Raw genomic sequence first — 19373 nt, forward strand, 5'->3', positions numbered from 1 at the left:
ATGTCGCTGAAATTTTCTATTATCACGCCCAGTTTTAATTCAGAAAAAACTATCGAAAAAACAATTTTAAGCGTAATTTCTCAAAAACATGACTCAGCAATTGAATATATCATTATTGATGGTGGTTCTACAGATAAAACCTGCGAATTTATTCAAAAATATGCAGATTCTATAGATATATTTATTTCTGAATCTGATAATGGCCCTTATGATGCTATGAATAAGGGAGTGAGTCTAGCGACAGGCGATATTATTGGCATTATTAACTCTGATGATTGGTATCACGACAAGGCTATTAAGTTAGTAGAATCAGAATTTTTGCAAAATCCAGATATTGATATAATTTATGCGCCTGTAGATAATTATTTCTCTGGTAATTTTATTGCTACCTTTATGCCTGGCAGTTTAGATAAATTACCCATTAGGTTTACTTTAAACCATCCTAGCTGTTTTATTAAAAAGACAGCCTACGATTTAGTAGGTTTATACGATTTGCAATACAAAATTACAGCAGATTATGATTTAATTTTACGGTTATATTTAGCCAAACTCAAGTTTCATTTTATCAATATTCCCTTGGCTGCTTATTCACTGAATGGGATGAGTTCTTCTACTAAACATTGGGATAGAGCGAAATTAATTAAAGAGTCTTGGATAATTAGTCAAAAAGCATCTGTTAATTTAGATAGCACTTTCAACAAGCAACGTCTACTAGCGTATATAGCATGGATTTTTAATGAGATTTTTGCAATTCCGGCGCGATATTTTTTGAAACCACCGTTAGCTAGAAAACTCAAAAAAATACTCAATAAATTTATTAAAAATCCTATTTCCGATGAATATGGTCAATGGTAGTTAATTTATGACTAGAATTTTATTTATTTCTGCCCATGCACCTACAAATTACTATCCTCAAGCTGGGCAAAAAATAGCTTTGAGACATTTAGAAGACTATATTCATGCTGGCGCAACTGTGGATGTTGTAGTTATTGCTAATCAAGCTGAAATTACTGCTGCTACTGACTTAGCTTCGCTTGTTGGTAATAATCTTTATGCTTATTCTTTAAAACGATGGGATAAAGTGATTAGTTGTTTAACTCATTTGCATATCCCTTTAAAATTTTCTACGCGATGGCGAAATATAGTAGCAAAACAACTCCTGCAATTGTTGCAAACTTACACTTATGATGTAGTTCATTTTGAATATCCTCATGCAGCAGTTTATCTGCAATATATGCAGCCATTTATTAATTCACCAGCTACAAAAACTATCATTAGCGTACATGATTTAATTTTTCAATCATTTTTACGTAAGGCTGAAAAGAATTATATTTTAGGGATAGAAGCTGCAAAATTATTCCAATATGAAAAAAATCTATATTCCGCAGCTAAGGAAATCTGGGTTTTATCTAAAAAAGACCGTGATATTTTAACTTCTTTATTTGCTATTCATGAAACAAAAATTCTTATTAATCAGCCAAAAATTAATAAATTTTTCTCCCAAATTAAGCGTGATAATGCAAAAATTGAGCATAAAAGTCTGCTTTTTTGGGCAGCAATGGATAGACCGGAAAATGAACAAGCTATTCTAAATTTTGTAAATAAGTGTTTTGGCTATTTGCTAGAAAAAGACACAAATTTTAAACTTTATATTGTTGGTGCTAAACCTTCAGCAAAAGTTTTAGCATTAGCAAGCAAGCAAATTATTGTAACTGGATTTGTAGAAGACCCTACGCCATATTTTGAGCAAGCTAAAATTGGTATTGTACCTTTACTTGAGGGTGCTGGAATTAAGCTGAAGACACTGGAAATGCTGGCGGCTGGGTTACCTGTAATTGCTACTACTATAGGCGCTGAAGGAGTGGATTCTACAAATAAGAATTTAATAGTAAATGATAATTTTAATGATTGGGTGAGATTAATTAATCAGTTATGCGAGGCAAAGTAAAATTGGGGAAAAGGTTAAAGGTTAAAGGTTTTTTCTTTCCCTTTTCCCATTCCCCTTTTTCCCCTTATTAGTTACAATGTGCAGAAATCTTGATGGTGCGTTAGCCTGCGGCGTAACACACCCTACTTTTACTTATACGCTGGCTTCGGTTAACTCTAACTCCCGTCGTCTAGGTACGTCATAAATCATGAAATCATGAGCCATATCTGTATTGGGGAAAATTGCTCTAGCTTCTTTCAGTAAATCTTTCAACTCTATAACATTACCTGGTGCATAACGGGGGCTAAAATGAGTCATGATCAGGCGATGTGCTTGAGCAGCTAAAGCGGTTTGTGCTGCCATTGTGGTGGTGGAATGCAACCTTTGAAAAGCCATGTCTGCATCTTGATGAGCAAAAGTTGCTTCGTGAATTAACACATCTGCATCCTGCGCTAATTCCACTGCACCTTCACAAAAAACTGTGTCTGTACAATAAGCAATTTTGCGTCCAATTTCGGTAGGGCCGCACAGGTCTTTACCATCTATTACTCGCCCATCGTTGAGAGTTACTACTTCACCGCGCTTGAGTTGACCATAAACTCGTCCTGGCGGTATTTGTAATTCCTTGGCTTTATCAACATCAAAGCGTCCGGCGCGGTCTTTTTCTGCAACTCGGTAGCCAAAACTTGTAATGCGATGATGCAAAGGGCCACAGGTAACTGTGAACTCATCATCTTCATAAATTACCCCTGGACGGATGGCGTGAACTTTGACAGGGTAGGAAAAGTGCGTGTAAGAGTAACGTAAGGATGCTTGGATATATTCATTTAACCCTGGCGGGCCATAGAGATCAACTCGTTGCACGTTTCCAGCCAAACCACAACTAGCAAGCAGTCCCATCAAACCAAAGATGTGGTCGCCGTGCATATGGGTAATAAAAATTCGGGATAGTTGGCTAATTTTCAGTTCACTCCGCAAAAGCTGATGCTGAGTACCTTCACCACAATCGAATAACCACAGTTCTGCCCTTTGGGGTAATCTGAGGGCAACACTAGAAACATTACGCGCTCTTGTGGGTACACCAGAACTTGTCCCTAAAAATGTGATCTGCACAGCGTTCTTTAGTCTTCCTCTTGCTTACTCAATTTGACGCTCTTTTATCTATAGTGGCATGGTTTGAGATTTCGTAGTTTTGGTATCAGGATTGGAGATTGGGGATTAGGGATTAGGGATTAGGGATTAGGGATTAGGGATTGGGGGTTGGGGACTAGGAAGATGAATAAGGGCTTCCAAATCAACAAATATTTTATAGCTGTGTAAGCAGAGAAACAGAGAGGAAAACTATGATAATGATCTTCGCTCTCAAAATTGGGTAATTTAATTTCTGGAAGTCGCTAAAATTTTACTGAGGTTTTTTAAGTTGCTGGTATTTAGCGAGTTTGTCGGCTGTGTTAGTTATATCATTCTCCGCGCCTTTGTATTTTCAGTACCCGAATATCGTTTTCGGGTACTCTTGACCCATTAACTGCATTAAGTATGAAATATTACAGTAACTAATGGTAGAAATGCTAGGAGTAAGCTAGGGCAGATCCACAATTGCGCTGTTGGGATTGGCTCCGGTGGTGCTAATAGTGCTTCGATTCTTTGTTCTAAGCGATCGCCTGTTCCTGGTGAACCTAAAGCCGCACAGCATACTTCTGATAATACTGGAGTACTACTGACTACTAACAACAGTGATTCTGCTAGCAGCAAGGGGTCAACTTGGGATGCGGCGTAACCATCAGCCCGGAGTTCACGCAAAACTAGCAGTTCTTCCCACAATGCTTCTGTATTAGGCAACCAAGCGGTGCAGGAACGTACCCAACCCAACCAGAAAAACCAGAAGGTGTCTCGGTAATGGTAATGCCCTTGCTCATGTGCCAATACTGTTTCTAAATGCTCTGGTGATAGCGTTTGCAGTAATCCTTCACTGATAACTAATTCGGGGTGCCAAAAACCAATTTGACCTGCGAAGAGTGCCTCTGTGTTGAGCAGTCGGAGGTTTCTGTCACCCAAAGGTACTAAAGGATAATTACGGGCAGATTTTACAGACTGCCATCCTTGGTAGGCGTGTTTAATGCATAAAACACTAAAAATTGCAAGATAGCTAAACGCTAAGATATAACTGCCCCAACCTGTATACATTCCCCCCATTTTGCCTTGAGGCCCCATGCATAGCACAGCGATCGCAGTCATAAATAGTAGCAAAGGCGGGAAGAGGAATAAAAATAGCGATCGCCGCCACCGCAAACTCCAATTATCTTGGGGTTGATTCCATGAGCATCTTAACCACCAAGCAACTGCCAAAGCAGTCAAAATCATGATTAAATGTATCATTTCCCCTCCCTGGCTTGACGTGCGGCTTGAATGCGTTTTGCGATCGCTTCTATTTGATTGCTGCTGGCTTCATCAAGACTATCGGCAAAAGCAGCAATAACATCGGGATTACCCACTGCCAAAAATCGCTGTAATTGTTCATGGGCTTTAATCATCTCAGCTTGTTGCTTTGTCAGCAATGGTCGCCAATAAAATGCCCGTCCTTTTTTGTCGCAGGCTAGCCAACCTTTATCAGTTAGGCGGCGGAGAACGGTGGTGACAGAGGTATAAGCTAACTCCCGGTTCGGGTCAGAGAGAATGCGATCGTGTACATCCTTCACTGTAGCTGAACCCAGTTCCCAGATGATCTGCAAAATTTCTGCTTCTAAAGGGCCTACGGACAATTGTTTAGGACGGTAGTCTGGTAAAGGAGCCATATCAATTTTGAATTTTAGATTAGTGGATGAGTGGATTAGACGTGAAAATTCCCCTCTCATTTCCTAGCCTGAGCCTGAGTGCGTGTAGTAGTCACCGCGAAATCTAGCTTCAGAATATGTATTCTAAGATTACCGTTGATTGAATCTGATTGGTGTTTGGGTTTGTCTCTCTCATCGCTATGGGTGGAATAAAATTATAAATGTAGCTTGATCAAACATCAGAGGATTGACATTCGTGAAACTCAAAGAGTTAGAACAACAACTTCTTGCCCTCAGTGCTGGTGAAAAAGTGCAGGCTATACAGTTACTTGCTCAAAGTCTTGGAAGTAATTGGCTAGGAATTGAGAAAACTCCTAGAGTCTGTGGTGGAGAAGCACGCATTGCGAAAACTCGTATTCCCGTCTGGGTACTTGTAGAAGCTCGTCATCTTGGATATAGTGATGCTGACCTTTTGAGTAGCTATCCAACTATTACAGCTACAGATTTAGCTAATGCTTGGGCGTATGCAGAAACTCACTCCGATGAAATTGACTTGGCTATTGAGCGTAATGAGGTAGCCTAGTCGATGGCACGGTTTTACGCAGATGAGCAATTTCCGTTTCCAGTTGTCGAATTATTACGTAGTTTAGGGCATGATGTTTTGACAGTTCAAGAAGCAGGAAATGCAGATCAAGGTATACCTGATGAGGAAGTTTTGGCATTTGCCATAAGTCAAGAACGCTCGATATTAACTATAAATAGAGATGATTTCATCCGGTTGCATCGTCGTGATGATCAACACTTCGGCATTATTGTTTGTACCAACAATCGTCATTGGGAGCAGTTTGCCACACGGATACATAAGGCTGTGATAGCAGAAGAATCTTTGCAAGGAAAACTAATTCGTGTGGTACGTCCAGTCACTTAACAAAGTTTCAGCTAAAAAATCAATTATCAGTTTACGATATTTTCCGCCTGTGGTAGGATGCGAATCAAAAATATTAAAAGCTAAAATAATGTATAGCAAGTCCTAAATTATTCGTGAAAGAACAAAGTACATTTGTAAATCTTTCTTTCCTGATCCCCATTTCCGATTCCCTGTTTTCTACCTCAACTCCTTTATTTCACGACTCCTAAACGGATTGCTATATGTTAACCAATTATTAGAGAATTTACACAACAGTTGTGAGCAATCAAGACTGTGAAAGCATCCTCAATATTGATATAGAAACACCATCATTAGAGAGCTATAAATTTAGCTGGTTTGACTGGTTTTGTTTATGGTATCCCCCTGGTTGGTTAATTTTATTTAATCGCCACTGGCAACACTACCATACCGATCCAGATGGTTGGAATTGGTGGGAATATTTATTATTTTTATTGCCTGGTGGATTTTATTTAGCAATGCTGAGTCGTTGGCTGCGTCTTGGTTTTCGAGCACCACGTAAAGAAATTGGTGAATTTGAACCAAAATATCAACAAGCTTTTCGTGACGAAATCCTGGCTCCTATTGTTAAATATTACTTTCAAGGCGAATTGCAACAATTAGAAAATTTGCCATCAACAGAGCCGTTAATTGTGGCAATGAATCATGCAGGTATGTCTTTTCCTTGGGACTTTATCACTTTGGCTTATTTATTAAGTCAGGAAAAAGGATGGACAGTACAACCTTTAGCAGGACTATCATTATTTGAACATCCTTGGGTAATTTGGTGGTTACCGCCTGGATGGTCAAGAGTGTTAGGTGGTGTACGTGCCAAGTTAAATGATTTTGAAGGGGCTATACAGCAGCGTAAAATCATTTTATACGCACCTGAAGGTTTACGCGGGCCGCAGAAGGGTTGGCATAGACGTTATCAACTGGAAAAATTTGATGTGAGTTTTATGCAGTTGAGCGATCGCTATCAAGTTCCCATTGTCCCAGTTATTTGCATTGGCAATGAATCTTTGCATCCTTGGACAAGGAATCTCAAAAAATTACAAAGCCTATTCAAATTACCATTTTTGCCTTTATCACCTTTAATGCTGCTATTGCTACTATTTCCTTCAATGGGTGTTTGGGCAGTAAAAACTCGTCTGCGTTATTTTATTCAACCTGTCGAGCAAAATGTTATTGATGGTGAAAACAAAGAGCGAGCAATAGTTTATCAACAAGCGCAAACATTACGCGAAAAAATGCAAATGCAAATCAATCAGCTGCAAGGTATGGTATAGGAATCTTTTCTAATTGCTGAAAAATCTTGAATTTTATAGCAAGTTAAACAAAAAGCAGATTTTTAGATTGGTAAATTAGCTAAAAAGATAGCTCATCCACTGCATTTAACTTTCCGTAAAATCCATGACAGTGTATTTACGATGGGATGCAGTCTGCTTTCCCTAAACTTTAGGAAGTCTTCAAGGCATTTCCCGCGAAAATTACCTGGCATAAGTGAAATTTCCATCACCATAATGGGGTCAGAGTGTAACGCTATTTATTATTATTCGTGCAGCGAGTTGAGAATGCATGAGCTACTGCTTAAATCCTACCTGTCCCCATCCAGAAAATCTGGCCTATAGCCAAAGGTGTCAGTCTTGTGGCTCAAAGTTACTTTTATGCGATCGCTATCGAGTACTTAAACCATTAGGTCAAGGTGGCTTTGGCGCAACTTTCTTAGCCTACGATGAAGGCTTACCAGGAGAACCGAGTTGTGTAATCAAGCAGCTGCGTCCCACAGCCACTGCACCACATGTTTTGCAGATGGCGCGAGAACTGTTTGAGCGAGAAGCCAAAACCTTAGGTAAGATTGGCAATCATCCTCAGTTACCAAGGCTATTAGACTATTTTGAAGATAATCAGCAATTTTACTTAGTTCAGGAATACATTAGCGGCGCTACTTTACAACAAGAAGTTCAGCGTAACGGCAATTTTAGCGAAGCTGGAGTCAAGCAGTTCTTAAGTGAAATTTTGCCATTGCTGCAATATATTCATGAGCAAAAGGTAATTCACCGTGATATCAAACCAGCAAATTTGATTCGCCGCACCGAAGATGCTCGAATGGTACTGATCGACTTTGGTGCAGTTAAAAACCAAGTCACCCAAGGCGTAAGCGGTCAATCAGAACAAACAGCCTTAACTGCTTATGCAATTGGTACTCCTGGTTTTGCGCCACCAGAGCAAATGGCAATGCGTCCTGTCTACGCCAGTGATATCTACGCATTGGGAGTCACTTGTATTTATCTACTGAGCGGTAAAACTCCTAAAGATTTAGAATACAATCCCACTACTGGCGAAATGATCTGGGAGTCAATTGTACAGGTAAGTGACCATTTAACAAGCGTTTTGCGGAAAATGTTAGAGGTATCAGTACGCAACCGCTACAAAACAGCGCAAGAAGTCCTCAGAGGGTTGCAAATGGAACCCTACATTGAAAGTTTAGCGAAAGGAATGCTGGCTAAATCTGATGTAGGAGCAAAAGAGCATGTACATAACCAAATAGCAAATTCTGCTATTTTATGTAGTACTCCACCTGGTAGTGCTAGTAGTGCAGGAGTAGCACAGGTAGCCGCAGCCATCCGAGCTAGACGCGCTAAAACAGCTGAAAATGCAGCCAATGCTGGGGTAATGCGTCCAAAAGCGATGATGGCTAAGTCAACCAACTTTGAAAGCCACAACAGTTATGGTTCGCAAAACCACAATCCCAATGGGGTACGTAAGTTAACTACCCAGAATTTACTCACCGCCTATCTGAAGGGAAGGCGGGATTTTGCTCTCCACAATTTAAGTATGCTCAACCTGCAAGGCGCTGATTTATCGGGGACAAATTTTAATTCGGCTCAATTGCAGAAAACTAATCTTCAAGGCGCTAACCTCAACAATAGCGACTTTGGTAGAGCTAGTCTGACTGATGCTAATCTTAGGGATGCTAACTTGACTAAAGCTTACTTTAGTAATGCTGATTTAGAAGGAGCAGATCTGCGAGGTGCCGATCTCAGCCATGCTTATCTCAGTAATGCTAATCTTAGAGGCGCTAACCTTTGTGGAGCTATTCTCACTGGTGCCAAAATTACTGATGAGCAGTTGATACTAGCCAAGACGAACTGGATGACTGTACGTCCCAATGGGAAAAGAGGTTTGCTGTAATGTTAACTATGGCAAGTGTTTTTGATTGTTAACTACTTAAAAACACTTCTCGGAATTATTGCTATATATAAAGTTGAAAATTTTTAGGTGTTAGTAGCTAACCATCTAGTAGTCTAGTGGGAATACTAGTATTAGTAAATTTACTTATTTTGAATTATCTGTAGCACTACAAATATGCAGATATATAGCAGGAATAATGATTGATTAACTGACTTACAGCTTAAATTGCAAATGTAATTTAACTTTCATAAATGTAATCGCAAGCTATATCTCTGTCGATAAGTGAGAAAATTTAAGTATATTTAAGGTGTGCCATACTAATTAGCTAAAATATAGCAATAGCTTCAACATCTCAAGCCGCAATTCTTGCGGAATTCATGATAAAAATTGGTATTACTCCTGAGAATATAGCGGTAAATGCTGAGATTGCTATGTGATGCCACAGCCATCAAGCATCATACAAAAAGTATTTCTAAAATTAAATATCTCTATGCCTATATAGTTCAATAATTAGAAATAAAACTAATAGCAATAATTACTCTATATTTTCCAATTTATTTTGGGATTACGTAGGTATTCTAGTTGAAAGTAATATAATAAAGCGTTCATGTATTGCGTTATATATGCATTTTAACGCATTATGTCAATAGCGTAATTTTGTTATTTAGGATTTTTATAACAACATATATATATGTCTGAGAGTGGATTAGCATTGATTTTTTGAAAATGCTTAACACACCTCCTTATTTTTTGGATTCTCTACTGTCTATTAACAATTTATAACCTGAATGAGTCAGCTAATGAAGCAAATTTTATTCCTATATATGACAAATAAAGAAAAATAATTTACAATAAAAAATAAACAGTTACAATATTTGTACTCAACACTTTTACTAAAATTTATGAATGCTTAGATGAAGGGAATTTTTACATTGAGATGCAAAATTTGATAGTTCTTGCTGCTTAAGCGTTTTAGCAGATATCTGCAATAAAACTGCAGCATATTAATAGCAAAATTCTGTTTTATCGGCATAGATCAGATAAAAACAGATGAAAAGTTGTGTGTTTGTCGAATAAAATAGACTAGATTCAGGTTTTGCTATAATTTAACCATTATTCCTGATATTAGGCTGAAAATTCAAATTAATGACCGAAATCAGTAATTTACATTTCTGGAAAGCAAAAGGCTCATCTATGAGAGTTGAGTTACAAGATAAAGAATTAGAAAGACGATTAAATCTGTTTCAGGTATTCCTCAAGTTATATGAACAACATAGCAGTCTTTTAGATGAAATTATCCAGATCGAGAACATTGCTCAAGAATCGTTTCTAGCAATGCAACCTCTTTATATACAAGGCGTAGTGAATGATTCGGTTGTTTATATCGTTACTAATCTTTGTGATAATCAAACACAAAGTTTACACCAGTCACAGCAAATTTGGACTATAGGTCGAGATAGTAGTAGTGGTATCACGATTGATGACCAATATCTATCTGAACGCCATGCAGCAATTCAATATATTCACGATCGAGGCTTCTATTTAATTGATTTTAAAAGCAGCAATGGCTCATTTGTAAATGGAGAACAAGTTTTTCAGGCTAGGAAACTTCATGATGGCGATCGCATTCGTCTAGGGCTGATTACTTTTGATTTTTTTATTAATCATTCTTGCCGTACTCTACCAACAGTCGCTGTGGAATTATTGATGCACCTTGTTCAAGGTGTAGATGACAATCCTAAAAAAATCTTTAGCCCAGCCAGTGAGCAACAAGAATTTCCTATTCAAAAATTGAATCATGCTTTCCATATAAGTGACGATTCAAGCTTAATGAATAATTTTAAATATCAGCATACTCACGTCACTCTAGAAGATAAGTCTGAAATCTTAGAGCGTTTTTTCAGCCAACAATTGGCTCATCATCAAATCTCGAAAATTCCAAATTCTTGCTTTATGGATAGTTAATATCATTTTAATTTTCCATAAAATTAGGTTTTTAATAAATTACAGCGTATTTCAGATAAATAAGGCACACGCTTCGGGGCATGGCACTGCCATGCCCTTACAATTATCTGTACATCACCAACTTGCAATCTGCTGTAATTACACAGTTAAGGGCGCACATTTGTGCACCCTGACAATTTTTCTTAATAACAGCAGAGATGAAAATTGCTAATTTTCAGGCTATCGCCAGCAATGTTATCTTCTTGGCAGAACAGGTAAGGGATCAGGGATAGAGATTTTGAAAATACCTGGCAATTGGCTCAAAATCGACAATAACCTAGTATGGGATTCTGTCCTCTAGCCCTGCCCATTTCTGCCCTGTTGAGATGGTTATTCTTCGTCTGAATCGACTTCTTCCTCTTCCTCGTCGTCGCTGACTTTGGTTACAGAGTTAGCAGAAACAACAGCTCCTTTGTCTAGCTTTTCACGTACCAACTGCTTAATTTGTGCAGCAAATTCTGGTTTTTCTTCTAAGTATTTGATGGCGTTGTCTCTACCTTGGGAAATATTTTCGCCATTGTAGCTATACCAAGCTCCTTTGCGGAGCAAGATGCCTGTTTCTTCCGCAAGGTCAACAAGACAACCTATAGTAGAAACTCCCTTACCAAAAATAATGTCAAATTCTGCAATTCTAAAGGGTGGTGCTACTTTATTTTTTGCTACCTTCACTTTAACGCGGTTACCAAATTCATCTGTACCTTTTTTCAAGGTTTGAATTCGGCGAATATCTAAGCGTACAGAAGCATAGAATTTTAAGGCATTACCACCAGTGGTAGTTTCTGGGCTACCGTAGGTAACACCGATTTTTTGCCGTAGTTGGTTAATAAAAATTACTGTGCAACCAGATTTACCAATATTTCCAGTAATTTTACGTAAAGCTTGGCTCATGAGTCGAGCTTGAAGACCAACGTGAGCATCACCCATATCGCCTTCTATTTCTGCCCGAGGAACTAATGCGGCTACAGAGTCAATGACTACAATGTCAACAGCAGCAGAGCGCACAAGCTGATCGACAATTTCTAATGCGGCTTCACCAGTGTCGGGTTGGGAAACCAGAAGATTTTCAATATCTACGCCTAAAGCCGCAGCATAGGTAGGATCGAGGGCGTGTTCAGCATCCACAAAGGCAGCAATACCACCTTCTCGTTGCACTTCAGCGATCGCATGTAGCGCTACTGTTGTTTTACCGGAACTTTCCGGCCCGTAAATCTCAATCACCCGTCCCTTGGGTAAACCACCACCCAATGCGAGATCTAAGGTGAGTGCACCAGTGGAAATGGTCTCTACTCGCATCCGAGTAGCATCCCCGAGGCGCATGATTGCTCCCTTACCAAAGCTGCGCTCAATCTGGTTGAGTACAATATTCAGCGCTTTTTGCTTGCCAGAAGTATCGGTATTGATAGCCATTCCTGCCTCTAAAATATATGGATTTCAGGATTGTATAAGATTGGAGTTGAGTAGAACAGATATACTATTTTAACCAGAAAATTCTGGATATGACTTTTCAAACAGGGAAGTGTGACAAGATCGTAACCTGATCGGATACATTCGCGGTGAACATTACCTTCATACTTTATTTTGGCTTTTAGAGGCAAAGTTGGGTGAACTAAGATCATTATCCCTTTCAAGCCGCTACAAATATAGCAGTTCTCGGTTGAATGTAATACAGCTTAGAGGTAGGGTAGCGAAAATATTTTCTGTTCAGCAAGCTCTACAATAAAATAATTAAAATTGGTTAAATTTTATACGTAAATTTAACCAACTGTTTTTTAATCAATAGACGCTGACATGACCATCGTTCAGCAGATAGAGAGAGCGATCGCCTGGGTTAAGCTTACCAGGGCGGAGTTCTAAGCGTAATGTCCCAAAGTTCGGTTTAGAAACTACTGCTTGTAGTGGCAATCCCATTTCATGCCAAAATACGAGAGACATAATTGCTTGTCTATCTTCTTCCTGCATAAATTGCAGTTCTTGTCCTGGTCGTAGAGGAATTGGCTCGGTTCCTTGAATTCTTTCGAGTTTTACGAAACCGGATGTTCTATTTACAACTTCTAATCGGATATTTTGGCCGGGAGTAAATTGAATGGGATGCGGGCCACATTTAGAGGCGCAGGTTCCGGCCAGTGTGGTGCTAGGTTGATTAGTAGATGTGATGAGAAAGGCAACTGCGGCTAAGGCGCATGGCAATAGTTTAGACATAAGACCCAGCATGAGTACTTAACTGAAATCCTACTCTAATCAAGTCCTAACAAGCCTCAGCAGATTTTCCAGGATTTGTAATTCTCTTACATTAGCTGCTCATATCAACTCAAAAAACTCTCTGGAACATATAAATCATCTGTAAGCGTGAATATGACTTGACTTTAGGGAAATTTAATCTGGGACTTTTTCAAAAAGTCCCGGATTTAGTCAGCAACTTTTGCTTAAGTAAATACTAAAGCCACAACCAGTTAAATTTATACTTGTATAATTTAAACAAGGTTCTCAGGGACAGCACTTAATACTTGTCGGTTAAGGGCAAAAGGGGAAGGGGAAAAGGGGAAAAGGGGAAAAGGGGCAAGAAAAAACCTTTAACCTTTACCCTTTCTCCTGCACAGACGCTACGCGTAGCTTGCTTAAGCGCAGGGGTACACCTTTTCCCAAAACCAAATTAAGAGTTGAAAATCTTTAACTGAGCAGTATTGGGACAGCACTACAGTATTAATACCTTTATAAGCATGATTCTAGCTCTTCTATCTGGGTGAGCGAAAAAAGGTGTGGGAGGTGTGGGAGGTGTGGGGAGTGTGGGGAGTGTGGAGAGTCATTTTTTGGATACTTAGCCAGAAATCCCACACAAAATTTCGTTCACCCCTTCTATCTAGCCTCTCTTGCTGACAAGGTACATCATAAGAATCTATATTCTCTAATCTCTAGCCTCTAGTCCCTATGATCAAAACTCCTTTAGTCGCTACTTTAAGTACTGGTTTTGCTTTGCTGATAGGCGCGAATTCTGCCAGTGCTGCTGTTCTATACAATGGCTTATCTATTCCTAACCAAACACCTGCTCAACAAGGATGGTTATATCTCAACAGTTTTGCCATCCCTATTCCTTCTGCGATCGCCACTAAACAAGGTACGATTCTCGATAGCATCGGCACTAACGCCAATTATGCTGGTTATTTCCGCTCATCACCAATTATTTTGGATCGTAGCAAAGGCTACACTCTGACGTTTAAGGTACAAATTAACTCTGAAAGCCACAGTTCCACAAATCGCGCTGGCTTCAGCATCATTGTCATTAGCAACAAGCTAGGTGGTGAATCACAACCCTATGGTTTAGAACTGGGCTTCTGGCAAGATAGTATTTGGGCGCAAAATGTTGGCTTTACTCGTGGGGAAAATGTGTTGTATGACACTAAAGCTGCAGCGAAAACATATAAGCTATCCGTCAAAGATGCTAGTTATCAACTATTTGTTGACGGAAGTACCACACCAATTCTCAAAGGTAATTTACGACAATACACAGGCTTTACACCACCTGCTGGCTATCCCAATCCTTACACCACACCTAATTTAATTTTCATGGGTGACGACACGACATCAGCTAAGGCAAAAGTCACCATAGTTAGTGTTGAGGTTAATTGAGATGAGCAGCTTAATTTAGATGAAGTACTTGCAATATTTATTAAAAATCACTTTTACAAGTGATTAACTAGAATTAAAAAATTTTGCGAAATTAAGTAATTTCGCGGAAGATAGTTAGTACTCTAAACTATTTGAATTACAGCCAATTTAGCCAAAAACCTTTGTATGAGAAGATTTTATGGCTACCACGCAAAGTTTTTATATATTTCATTTTAATTCCTAAACTAGATGATTTTACTGAATAAGCGTGTAAAATGATGACAATATGAGGTTGAGGAATTGTGAGACGTATGATGTTCTAATTAGAACCTTGGAACAAATGTACTTTTATGGAGGTCAAATCCTTAGCCAAAAATCGTCAAATTAGCTTAAAAACACATCTACCCAACTCATCAGCAGCATCAGACATCATTTCTACCTAGTATTCAGGGTTTAAGCTATGTCCGTTAAGATATTACGAGTTCCATTTCACGCCCCGACAAACTCGCCTCACAACGCAATGCATAGGTATTGCCAACAGGTAAAGATTGTACTGTTATCTTAGAAACCACGCTTCATCTAGTTTTTGGTCAATTGATAGCTAACAGTACTCCTCACTTTAAAAGTTGTTCCCTACTTCAAAGTGATATAAGTGTTACCCAGTACTGATTCACGGTCAGTACTGGGTAACACTTGGACTCACTCATATCCGCTAGTACTGATTCACGGTCAGTACTAGCAAATTTTGTCATGAATCTCATTTCAAGGAATTAACACCATGATATCGAACAACAACCAAAAACAATTGTCAAGCAGTACTCAAATTTCAGTTTCTTTGACTGATTCCAACTCCAGCCAGCAAATCAAAACTAAAATGAATGTGACTCAAGAGCGTTTGCGGCAGGCTAGATGGAGCTTTAACTTAGCCTGGGTGATGAGTGCAATGTGCGGTATTGTGAGCTTAGTTGGTGTTGGATTGTCACTTTCAGGAAATTTGCCAGAGGGATCAATCACAATCGTAGAAGGGATTGTCTCTAGTGTGCCTTGGTTACGATTAGCAAAAGATGCTAATGATCGCTTAGATCGGCTCATCAGTGAGGAAGAACAAGTTTAAGAGATATCTGCACTAAACAGATTGTCGCCTACTGGACTGACACGCTTAAAATGAGGCATTAGATTTGATGAAATGAACCGCAGATAAACGCCGATATAGAGAACTCCACAGAATGATTGATCCAAAAGCTGTCATTGCGAGCGAAACGGAGTGTAGTGAAGCAATCCCAATATTTTGCGGTTGCTTCATTTCGCTTCCCTTCTCCTGACGGAGACGCTACGCGAACGGGACGCTACGCGAACGCTACATTCGCAATGACAATTGGGCATTTCTTTTTGTGGAGGTCTCATAGACGCGCATCGGCTACTCTTACGAGAACGCTTTCAGCGAACCCGCAGGGTATGCGGATGAAATGAATTTTTGCTATTGCACCAAATTAGCTGTGTCAGTCCACTACCGTGTCTTAGTAAAAACGGGTTCATTGTGGGTTCAACTAATGGCTATAAAAGGACACATCGGTGTCTATTAGCGATTTCGGGAGCAGCAATTTTACACCAAATCAAACATCATTTGATTTGGTATAACCTTACTCTAGATATGCGCGCTAAAAGCATATCTATAAGCTGTCTTGGCCTCATTCGTCACATTACTTTAGAGACTATTCATTAAGTAAATCTAATTAGATTTGTGAAACCAAGAATCTCTGTAGGTTTTAGTTCAGAGAGGATCAATCATCTACTTTTTGTAACTGCGCTACTCTGGGGTCAATAATTTTTTGTCCCAAATTCGCAAATTTAATAGCTACAGAAAGCTTGTGCCCATCCCCAAATACATGGGTGATTTCACCCACTCCAAAAGATTTATGTAAAACGCGATCGCCTACTTGCCAATTCTGTTTACCATTACCATTGGTAGCAACAGAGGGTTTAGTATAGTTTTGACGACCTCTGCGACCATTAGCTAATAATTCTTCTGGTAATTCGTCCAAAAATTGCGATCGCACTGCAGGTTCACGCGAACCGTAAAGCCTGCGTTCACGAGCGTGTGATAAATATAACCTCTCTTGGGCGCGGGTAATTCCCACATAACACAGGCGGCGTTCTTCTTCTAAAGATGCAGGATCGCTGAGGGAACGGTAGCCAGGGAATAGTCCCTGTTCCAATCCCACCAAAAAGACTACGGGAAATTCTAACCCTTTAGAAGCGTGCAAAGTCATCAAAGAAACTGCTGTTTTGCCTTCTTTTAAATTATCTAAATCGGAACTCAGGGCAGTACTTTGCAAAAATCCTTGTAGGGTAGCATCTTCGTTTTCTTCTTGGAATTGCAATACAGCGTTGTAAAGTTCTTGGACGTTTTGGATTCTATCTTGGGATTCGTCTGTACCCTGACTGAGCAAGTCTTGCACATAACCAGAGTCTTCTAATATACCTTGAACAATCTCTGCTGCTGGCATGGTACCGATTTCGCCTTGCCAACGGCTAATCATTTCGGCAAAGCCTTTGACCGATTTCGCACCTCGTCCCGCTAAGGTATTAACTGAAGTATCGTCTGACAATATTTCCCAGAGAGTTGTCCCTAATTGCTGGGAGGCGTTAATCAAAGCATCAATTGTGGTTTTACCGATACCACGCCGGGGAGTATTGATAACTCGTAACAAACTCACAGTATCTGCAGGATTTGCGATCGCTCTTAAATAAGCTATAACATCTTTAATTTCTTTGCGATCGTAAAATCTCATTCCCCCCACAACTGTGTAAGGGATTTGATATTTCACTAAAAGTTCTTCAAAAGGTCGCGATTGGGCGTTTGTCCGATAAAGTATGGCAAAACTGCCCCAGTTTATTTCGGGGTTTTGATATTCTAAAGAGCGAATTTGATCGATGATAAACGCGGCTTCATCTAGTTCATTATCTGCTTTGTGACAATAAATTTGCTCACCTGCGCCCCGCGTCGGTCTCAGAACTTTATCAATCCGTTGAGTATTATTCTCAATCAGTTCATTAGCCGCTTGCAGAATATTTTCACAAGAGCGATAGTTTTCTTCTAATTTCACCATTGTTCTGGTATCTGCATCTGGTAACCCATCACCAAAATCATTCTGAAACTCTAGCAATATGGTAAAGTCTGCCATTCTAAAAGAGTAAATTGACTGGTCAGCATCACCGACAACAAACACTGAGCGATTTTGCCAATTCCATTCACTCTTTCTATCTTCGCCATTAGTAACCAACAAGCGAATTAAGTCATACTGAGTGCGGTTGGTATCTTGATATTCATCAACTAAAATATGGCAGAATTTACGATGCCAATAACCTAATACCTGTTCGTTTTGCTGAAATAGCCTGGTAGGAATCAGAATTAAGTCATCAAAATCAAGGGCGTTATTTTGTGCCAACCTATCTTGATAGGAATTATAAACTTGAGCAATTACCCTTCCGCGATAATTTGGTTGTTCCTGTTCAAATTGTTGTGGTGATAACCCTTGGTTCTTCGCGTTACTAATTGCATAGCGTACCGAACGATGGTCAAATTTCTTATCGTCTAAATTTAGCTGTTTTGTAACAATATCTTTAACTAAACTTTGAGCGTCAGATTCATCAAAAATAGAGAAATTTTTATTCCATCGCCGACCTTTTTCGTCTTGGTACTTCTCAATATCAAATCGGAGAATGCGAGAAAACAGACTGTGAAAAGTACCGCACCATAAATCTTTAATGGTTTCACGGTAAACTTGCGATCGCAGTTGCGTCTGTTGATATTCCGTCAATAAATCAAACCTAGTTCCGTGTTGTTTAATTGCTTCTTCTTCCGCAAACAGCTTTTGAATCCTTTCTTTCATCTCCCTAGCGGCTTTATTCGTAAAAGTCACCGCTAAAATATTTTCGGGAGCTACACGATGTTTCAGAATCAGGTTAGCAATCCGATAAGTCAACGCGCGTGTTTTACCGGAACCTGCACCAGCCACAACTAGCAGCGGGCCGCAGTAATGTTCTACGGCTTGACGTTGGCTGGGGTTAAGATGGCTGAGAAAGTCAATAGTTGTGGTCATGGATAAGCCAAAGCGACTGGGCAGAGAATTGCTTATTTTGAGAGTATCGTACTCAACGCATATTATTCTAGGCTATTCAAATATCTCAATTTGACTTTGCTGAATTTCCGTATAAAAATCTTACTCTGCTATTCTTTCCCGCCTTAAGTCACGATTTACACTTGCAAGTGCTTGAAACTGCTCGTAACTGGCTCCAAAGCTTTGGGGAATTTTAATACTGGGGTTTAACTGCCAGAATCCAGTTTACATCTATGGTGTCACAGGGAAGTAGAGAGATAGATATAATAACAGAAAAAGTAAAATTTCCACTTATGAATATCAACCTAAAACCAGAAGAAGAAAAATTTATTCAAGGTAAGTTAGAAACAGGTAAATATGCAACTGCATATGAGGTAATTGTTGAAGCGTTACAACTGCTAGAAGCAAGAGACAAGCATTATGAAAAATGGGTAGAAGAAACCCGTCAAAAAGTAGCAATTGGCATAGCACAGCTTGATCAAGGAGAAGGAATAGACGGGGAAATTGCGATTGCTAGATTGCGGAAGAAACTTCATCAAGCTCGCGATCGCCAAGCATGAGTAACTATATAATTTCTCCTGCAGCTATTCAAGATTTAGATGAGATTGCTGATTATTTTGCTAGTCGTAATTTAGATGCAGGCGATCGCTTTGTCAATTCTTTTGCAGAAAAGTGCAAAAATTTAGCCAAATATCCCAATATGGGACGCAGTTATGCTGATATAGAACCATTATATTATTCTTTACCGTGTGATTACTGACGGAATAGAAATCGTGCGTGCAGTAAGCGGATATCGCAATTTGAAATCGCTTTTTTCGGAATCTAAT

General features: G+C 39.4%; 17 protein-coding genes. 11 read left to right on the forward strand and 6 right to left on the reverse strand.

Annotation, left to right across the window (positions count from 1 at the left end; all coding sequences use genetic code 11):
* Both HG267_RS17215 and HG267_RS17220 read left to right on the forward strand, forming a co-directional pair.
* Positions 1–855, forward strand: a complete 855-nt coding sequence (locus tag HG267_RS17215; RefSeq protein WP_096621977.1) for a glycosyltransferase family 2 protein — start codon at positions 1–3, stop codon at positions 853–855.
* Positions 856–862: 7 nt separating this feature from the next.
* On the forward strand, positions 863–1948 hold the full coding sequence (locus tag HG267_RS17220) for a glycosyltransferase (protein WP_045869999.1): 1086 nt from the start codon (positions 863–865) through the stop codon (positions 1946–1948).
* 132 nt (positions 1949–2080) lie between these two features.
* Here HG267_RS17220 and HG267_RS17225 read toward each other — a convergent pair whose 3' ends face one another.
* The 3 genes from HG267_RS17225 to HG267_RS17235 all read right to left on the reverse strand — a co-directional run bounded on the left by HG267_RS17225 (position 2081) and on the right by HG267_RS17235 (position 4719).
* The gene (locus HG267_RS17225; protein ID WP_045869998.1) at positions 2081–3040 is read right to left on the reverse strand and encodes a ribonuclease Z; all 960 of its coding nucleotides are present in this window, start codon (positions 3038–3040) and stop codon (positions 2081–2083) included.
* A 417-nt stretch (positions 3041–3457) separates the two neighbouring features.
* A complete protein-coding gene (locus tag HG267_RS17230; protein ID WP_045870133.1) occupies positions 3458–4300 on the reverse strand; it encodes a M56 family metallopeptidase in 843 nt (280 codons plus the stop codon).
* Complete coding sequence (locus HG267_RS17235; RefSeq protein ID WP_045869997.1) at positions 4300–4719, reverse strand: BlaI/MecI/CopY family transcriptional regulator; 420 nt, start codon at positions 4717–4719, stop codon at positions 4300–4302. Before HG267_RS17235 ends, HG267_RS17230 begins: the two co-directional genes overlap by 1 nt.
* A 235-nt stretch (positions 4720–4954) precedes the next feature.
* Between HG267_RS17235 and HG267_RS17240 the strand changes: the two genes are divergently transcribed.
* From HG267_RS17240 to HG267_RS17260, 5 genes are all read left to right on the forward strand, one after another.
* Positions 4955–5281 carry a DUF433 domain-containing protein gene (locus tag HG267_RS17240; protein WP_045869996.1) on the forward strand — a complete coding sequence of 109 codons (327 nt, stop codon included), beginning with the start codon at positions 4955–4957 and terminating at the stop codon, positions 5279–5281.
* Between the two features lie 3 nt (positions 5282–5284).
* Positions 5285–5626 carry a DUF5615 family PIN-like protein gene (locus tag HG267_RS17245; protein ID WP_045869995.1) on the forward strand — a complete coding sequence of 114 codons (342 nt, stop codon included), beginning with the start codon at positions 5285–5287 and terminating at the stop codon, positions 5624–5626.
* Positions 5627–5883: 257 nt separating this feature from the next.
* Entirely contained in the window at positions 5884–6912 is a 1029-nt protein-coding gene (locus tag HG267_RS17250; RefSeq protein WP_045869994.1) for a 1-acyl-sn-glycerol-3-phosphate acyltransferase, read from the forward strand.
* A gap of 289 nt (positions 6913–7201) precedes the next feature.
* On the forward strand, positions 7202–8818 hold the full coding sequence (locus HG267_RS17255) for a serine/threonine-protein kinase (protein ID WP_045869993.1): 1617 nt from the start codon (positions 7202–7204) through the stop codon (positions 8816–8818).
* Between the two features lie 1146 nt (positions 8819–9964).
* Positions 9965–10783, forward strand: a complete 819-nt coding sequence (locus HG267_RS17260; protein ID WP_045869992.1) for an FHA domain-containing protein — start codon at positions 9965–9967, stop codon at positions 10781–10783.
* A 369-nt stretch (positions 10784–11152) separates the two neighbouring features.
* Here the strand turns inward: HG267_RS17260 and recA are convergent, their stop codons facing one another.
* Together recA and HG267_RS17270 are read right to left on the reverse strand one after the other, a co-directional pair.
* A complete protein-coding gene (gene recA, locus HG267_RS17265) occupies positions 11153–12229 on the reverse strand; it encodes a recombinase RecA (protein ID WP_045869991.1) in 1077 nt (358 codons plus the stop codon).
* A gap of 366 nt (positions 12230–12595) precedes the next feature.
* The gene (locus HG267_RS17270) at positions 12596–13021 is read right to left on the reverse strand and encodes a hypothetical protein (RefSeq protein WP_045869990.1); all 426 of its coding nucleotides are present in this window, start codon (positions 13019–13021) and stop codon (positions 12596–12598) included.
* A 726-nt stretch (positions 13022–13747) separates the two neighbouring features.
* Between HG267_RS17270 and HG267_RS17275 the strand changes: the two genes are divergently transcribed.
* Both HG267_RS17275 and HG267_RS17280 read left to right on the forward strand, forming a co-directional pair.
* Positions 13748–14446 (forward strand): hypothetical protein, encoded by a 699-nt coding sequence (locus HG267_RS17275; RefSeq protein ID WP_052335163.1) that lies wholly within the window; start codon positions 13748–13750, stop codon positions 14444–14446.
* A gap of 757 nt (positions 14447–15203) precedes the next feature.
* Entirely contained in the window at positions 15204–15539 is a 336-nt protein-coding gene (locus tag HG267_RS17280; RefSeq protein ID WP_228045425.1) for a TRADD-N-associated membrane domain-containing protein, read from the forward strand.
* A gap of 667 nt (positions 15540–16206) precedes the next feature.
* Here HG267_RS17280 and pcrA read toward each other — a convergent pair.
* Positions 16207–18528 carry a DNA helicase PcrA gene (gene pcrA / locus HG267_RS17285; RefSeq protein WP_045869989.1) on the reverse strand — a complete coding sequence of 774 codons (2322 nt, stop codon included), beginning with the start codon at positions 18526–18528 and terminating at the stop codon, positions 16207–16209.
* A 311-nt stretch (positions 18529–18839) separates the two neighbouring features.
* On the opposite strand from pcrA, the gene HG267_RS17290 reads away from it, so the two are divergent.
* The gene (locus HG267_RS17290; protein ID WP_045869988.1) at positions 18840–19106 is read left to right on the forward strand and encodes a type II toxin-antitoxin system ParD family antitoxin; all 267 of its coding nucleotides are present in this window, start codon (positions 18840–18842) and stop codon (positions 19104–19106) included.
* Positions 19103–19306, forward strand: a complete 204-nt coding sequence (locus HG267_RS17295) for a type II toxin-antitoxin system RelE/ParE family toxin (protein WP_228045424.1) — start codon at positions 19103–19105, stop codon at positions 19304–19306. Before HG267_RS17290 ends, HG267_RS17295 begins: the two co-directional genes overlap by 4 nt.
* Positions 19307–19373: the final 67 nt, after the last annotated feature.

The sequence above is a fragment of the Tolypothrix sp. PCC 7601 genome (genome assembly GCF_025677855.1).
Lineage (GTDB): Bacteria > Cyanobacteriota > Cyanobacteriia > Cyanobacteriales > Nostocaceae > Aulosira > Aulosira diplosiphon.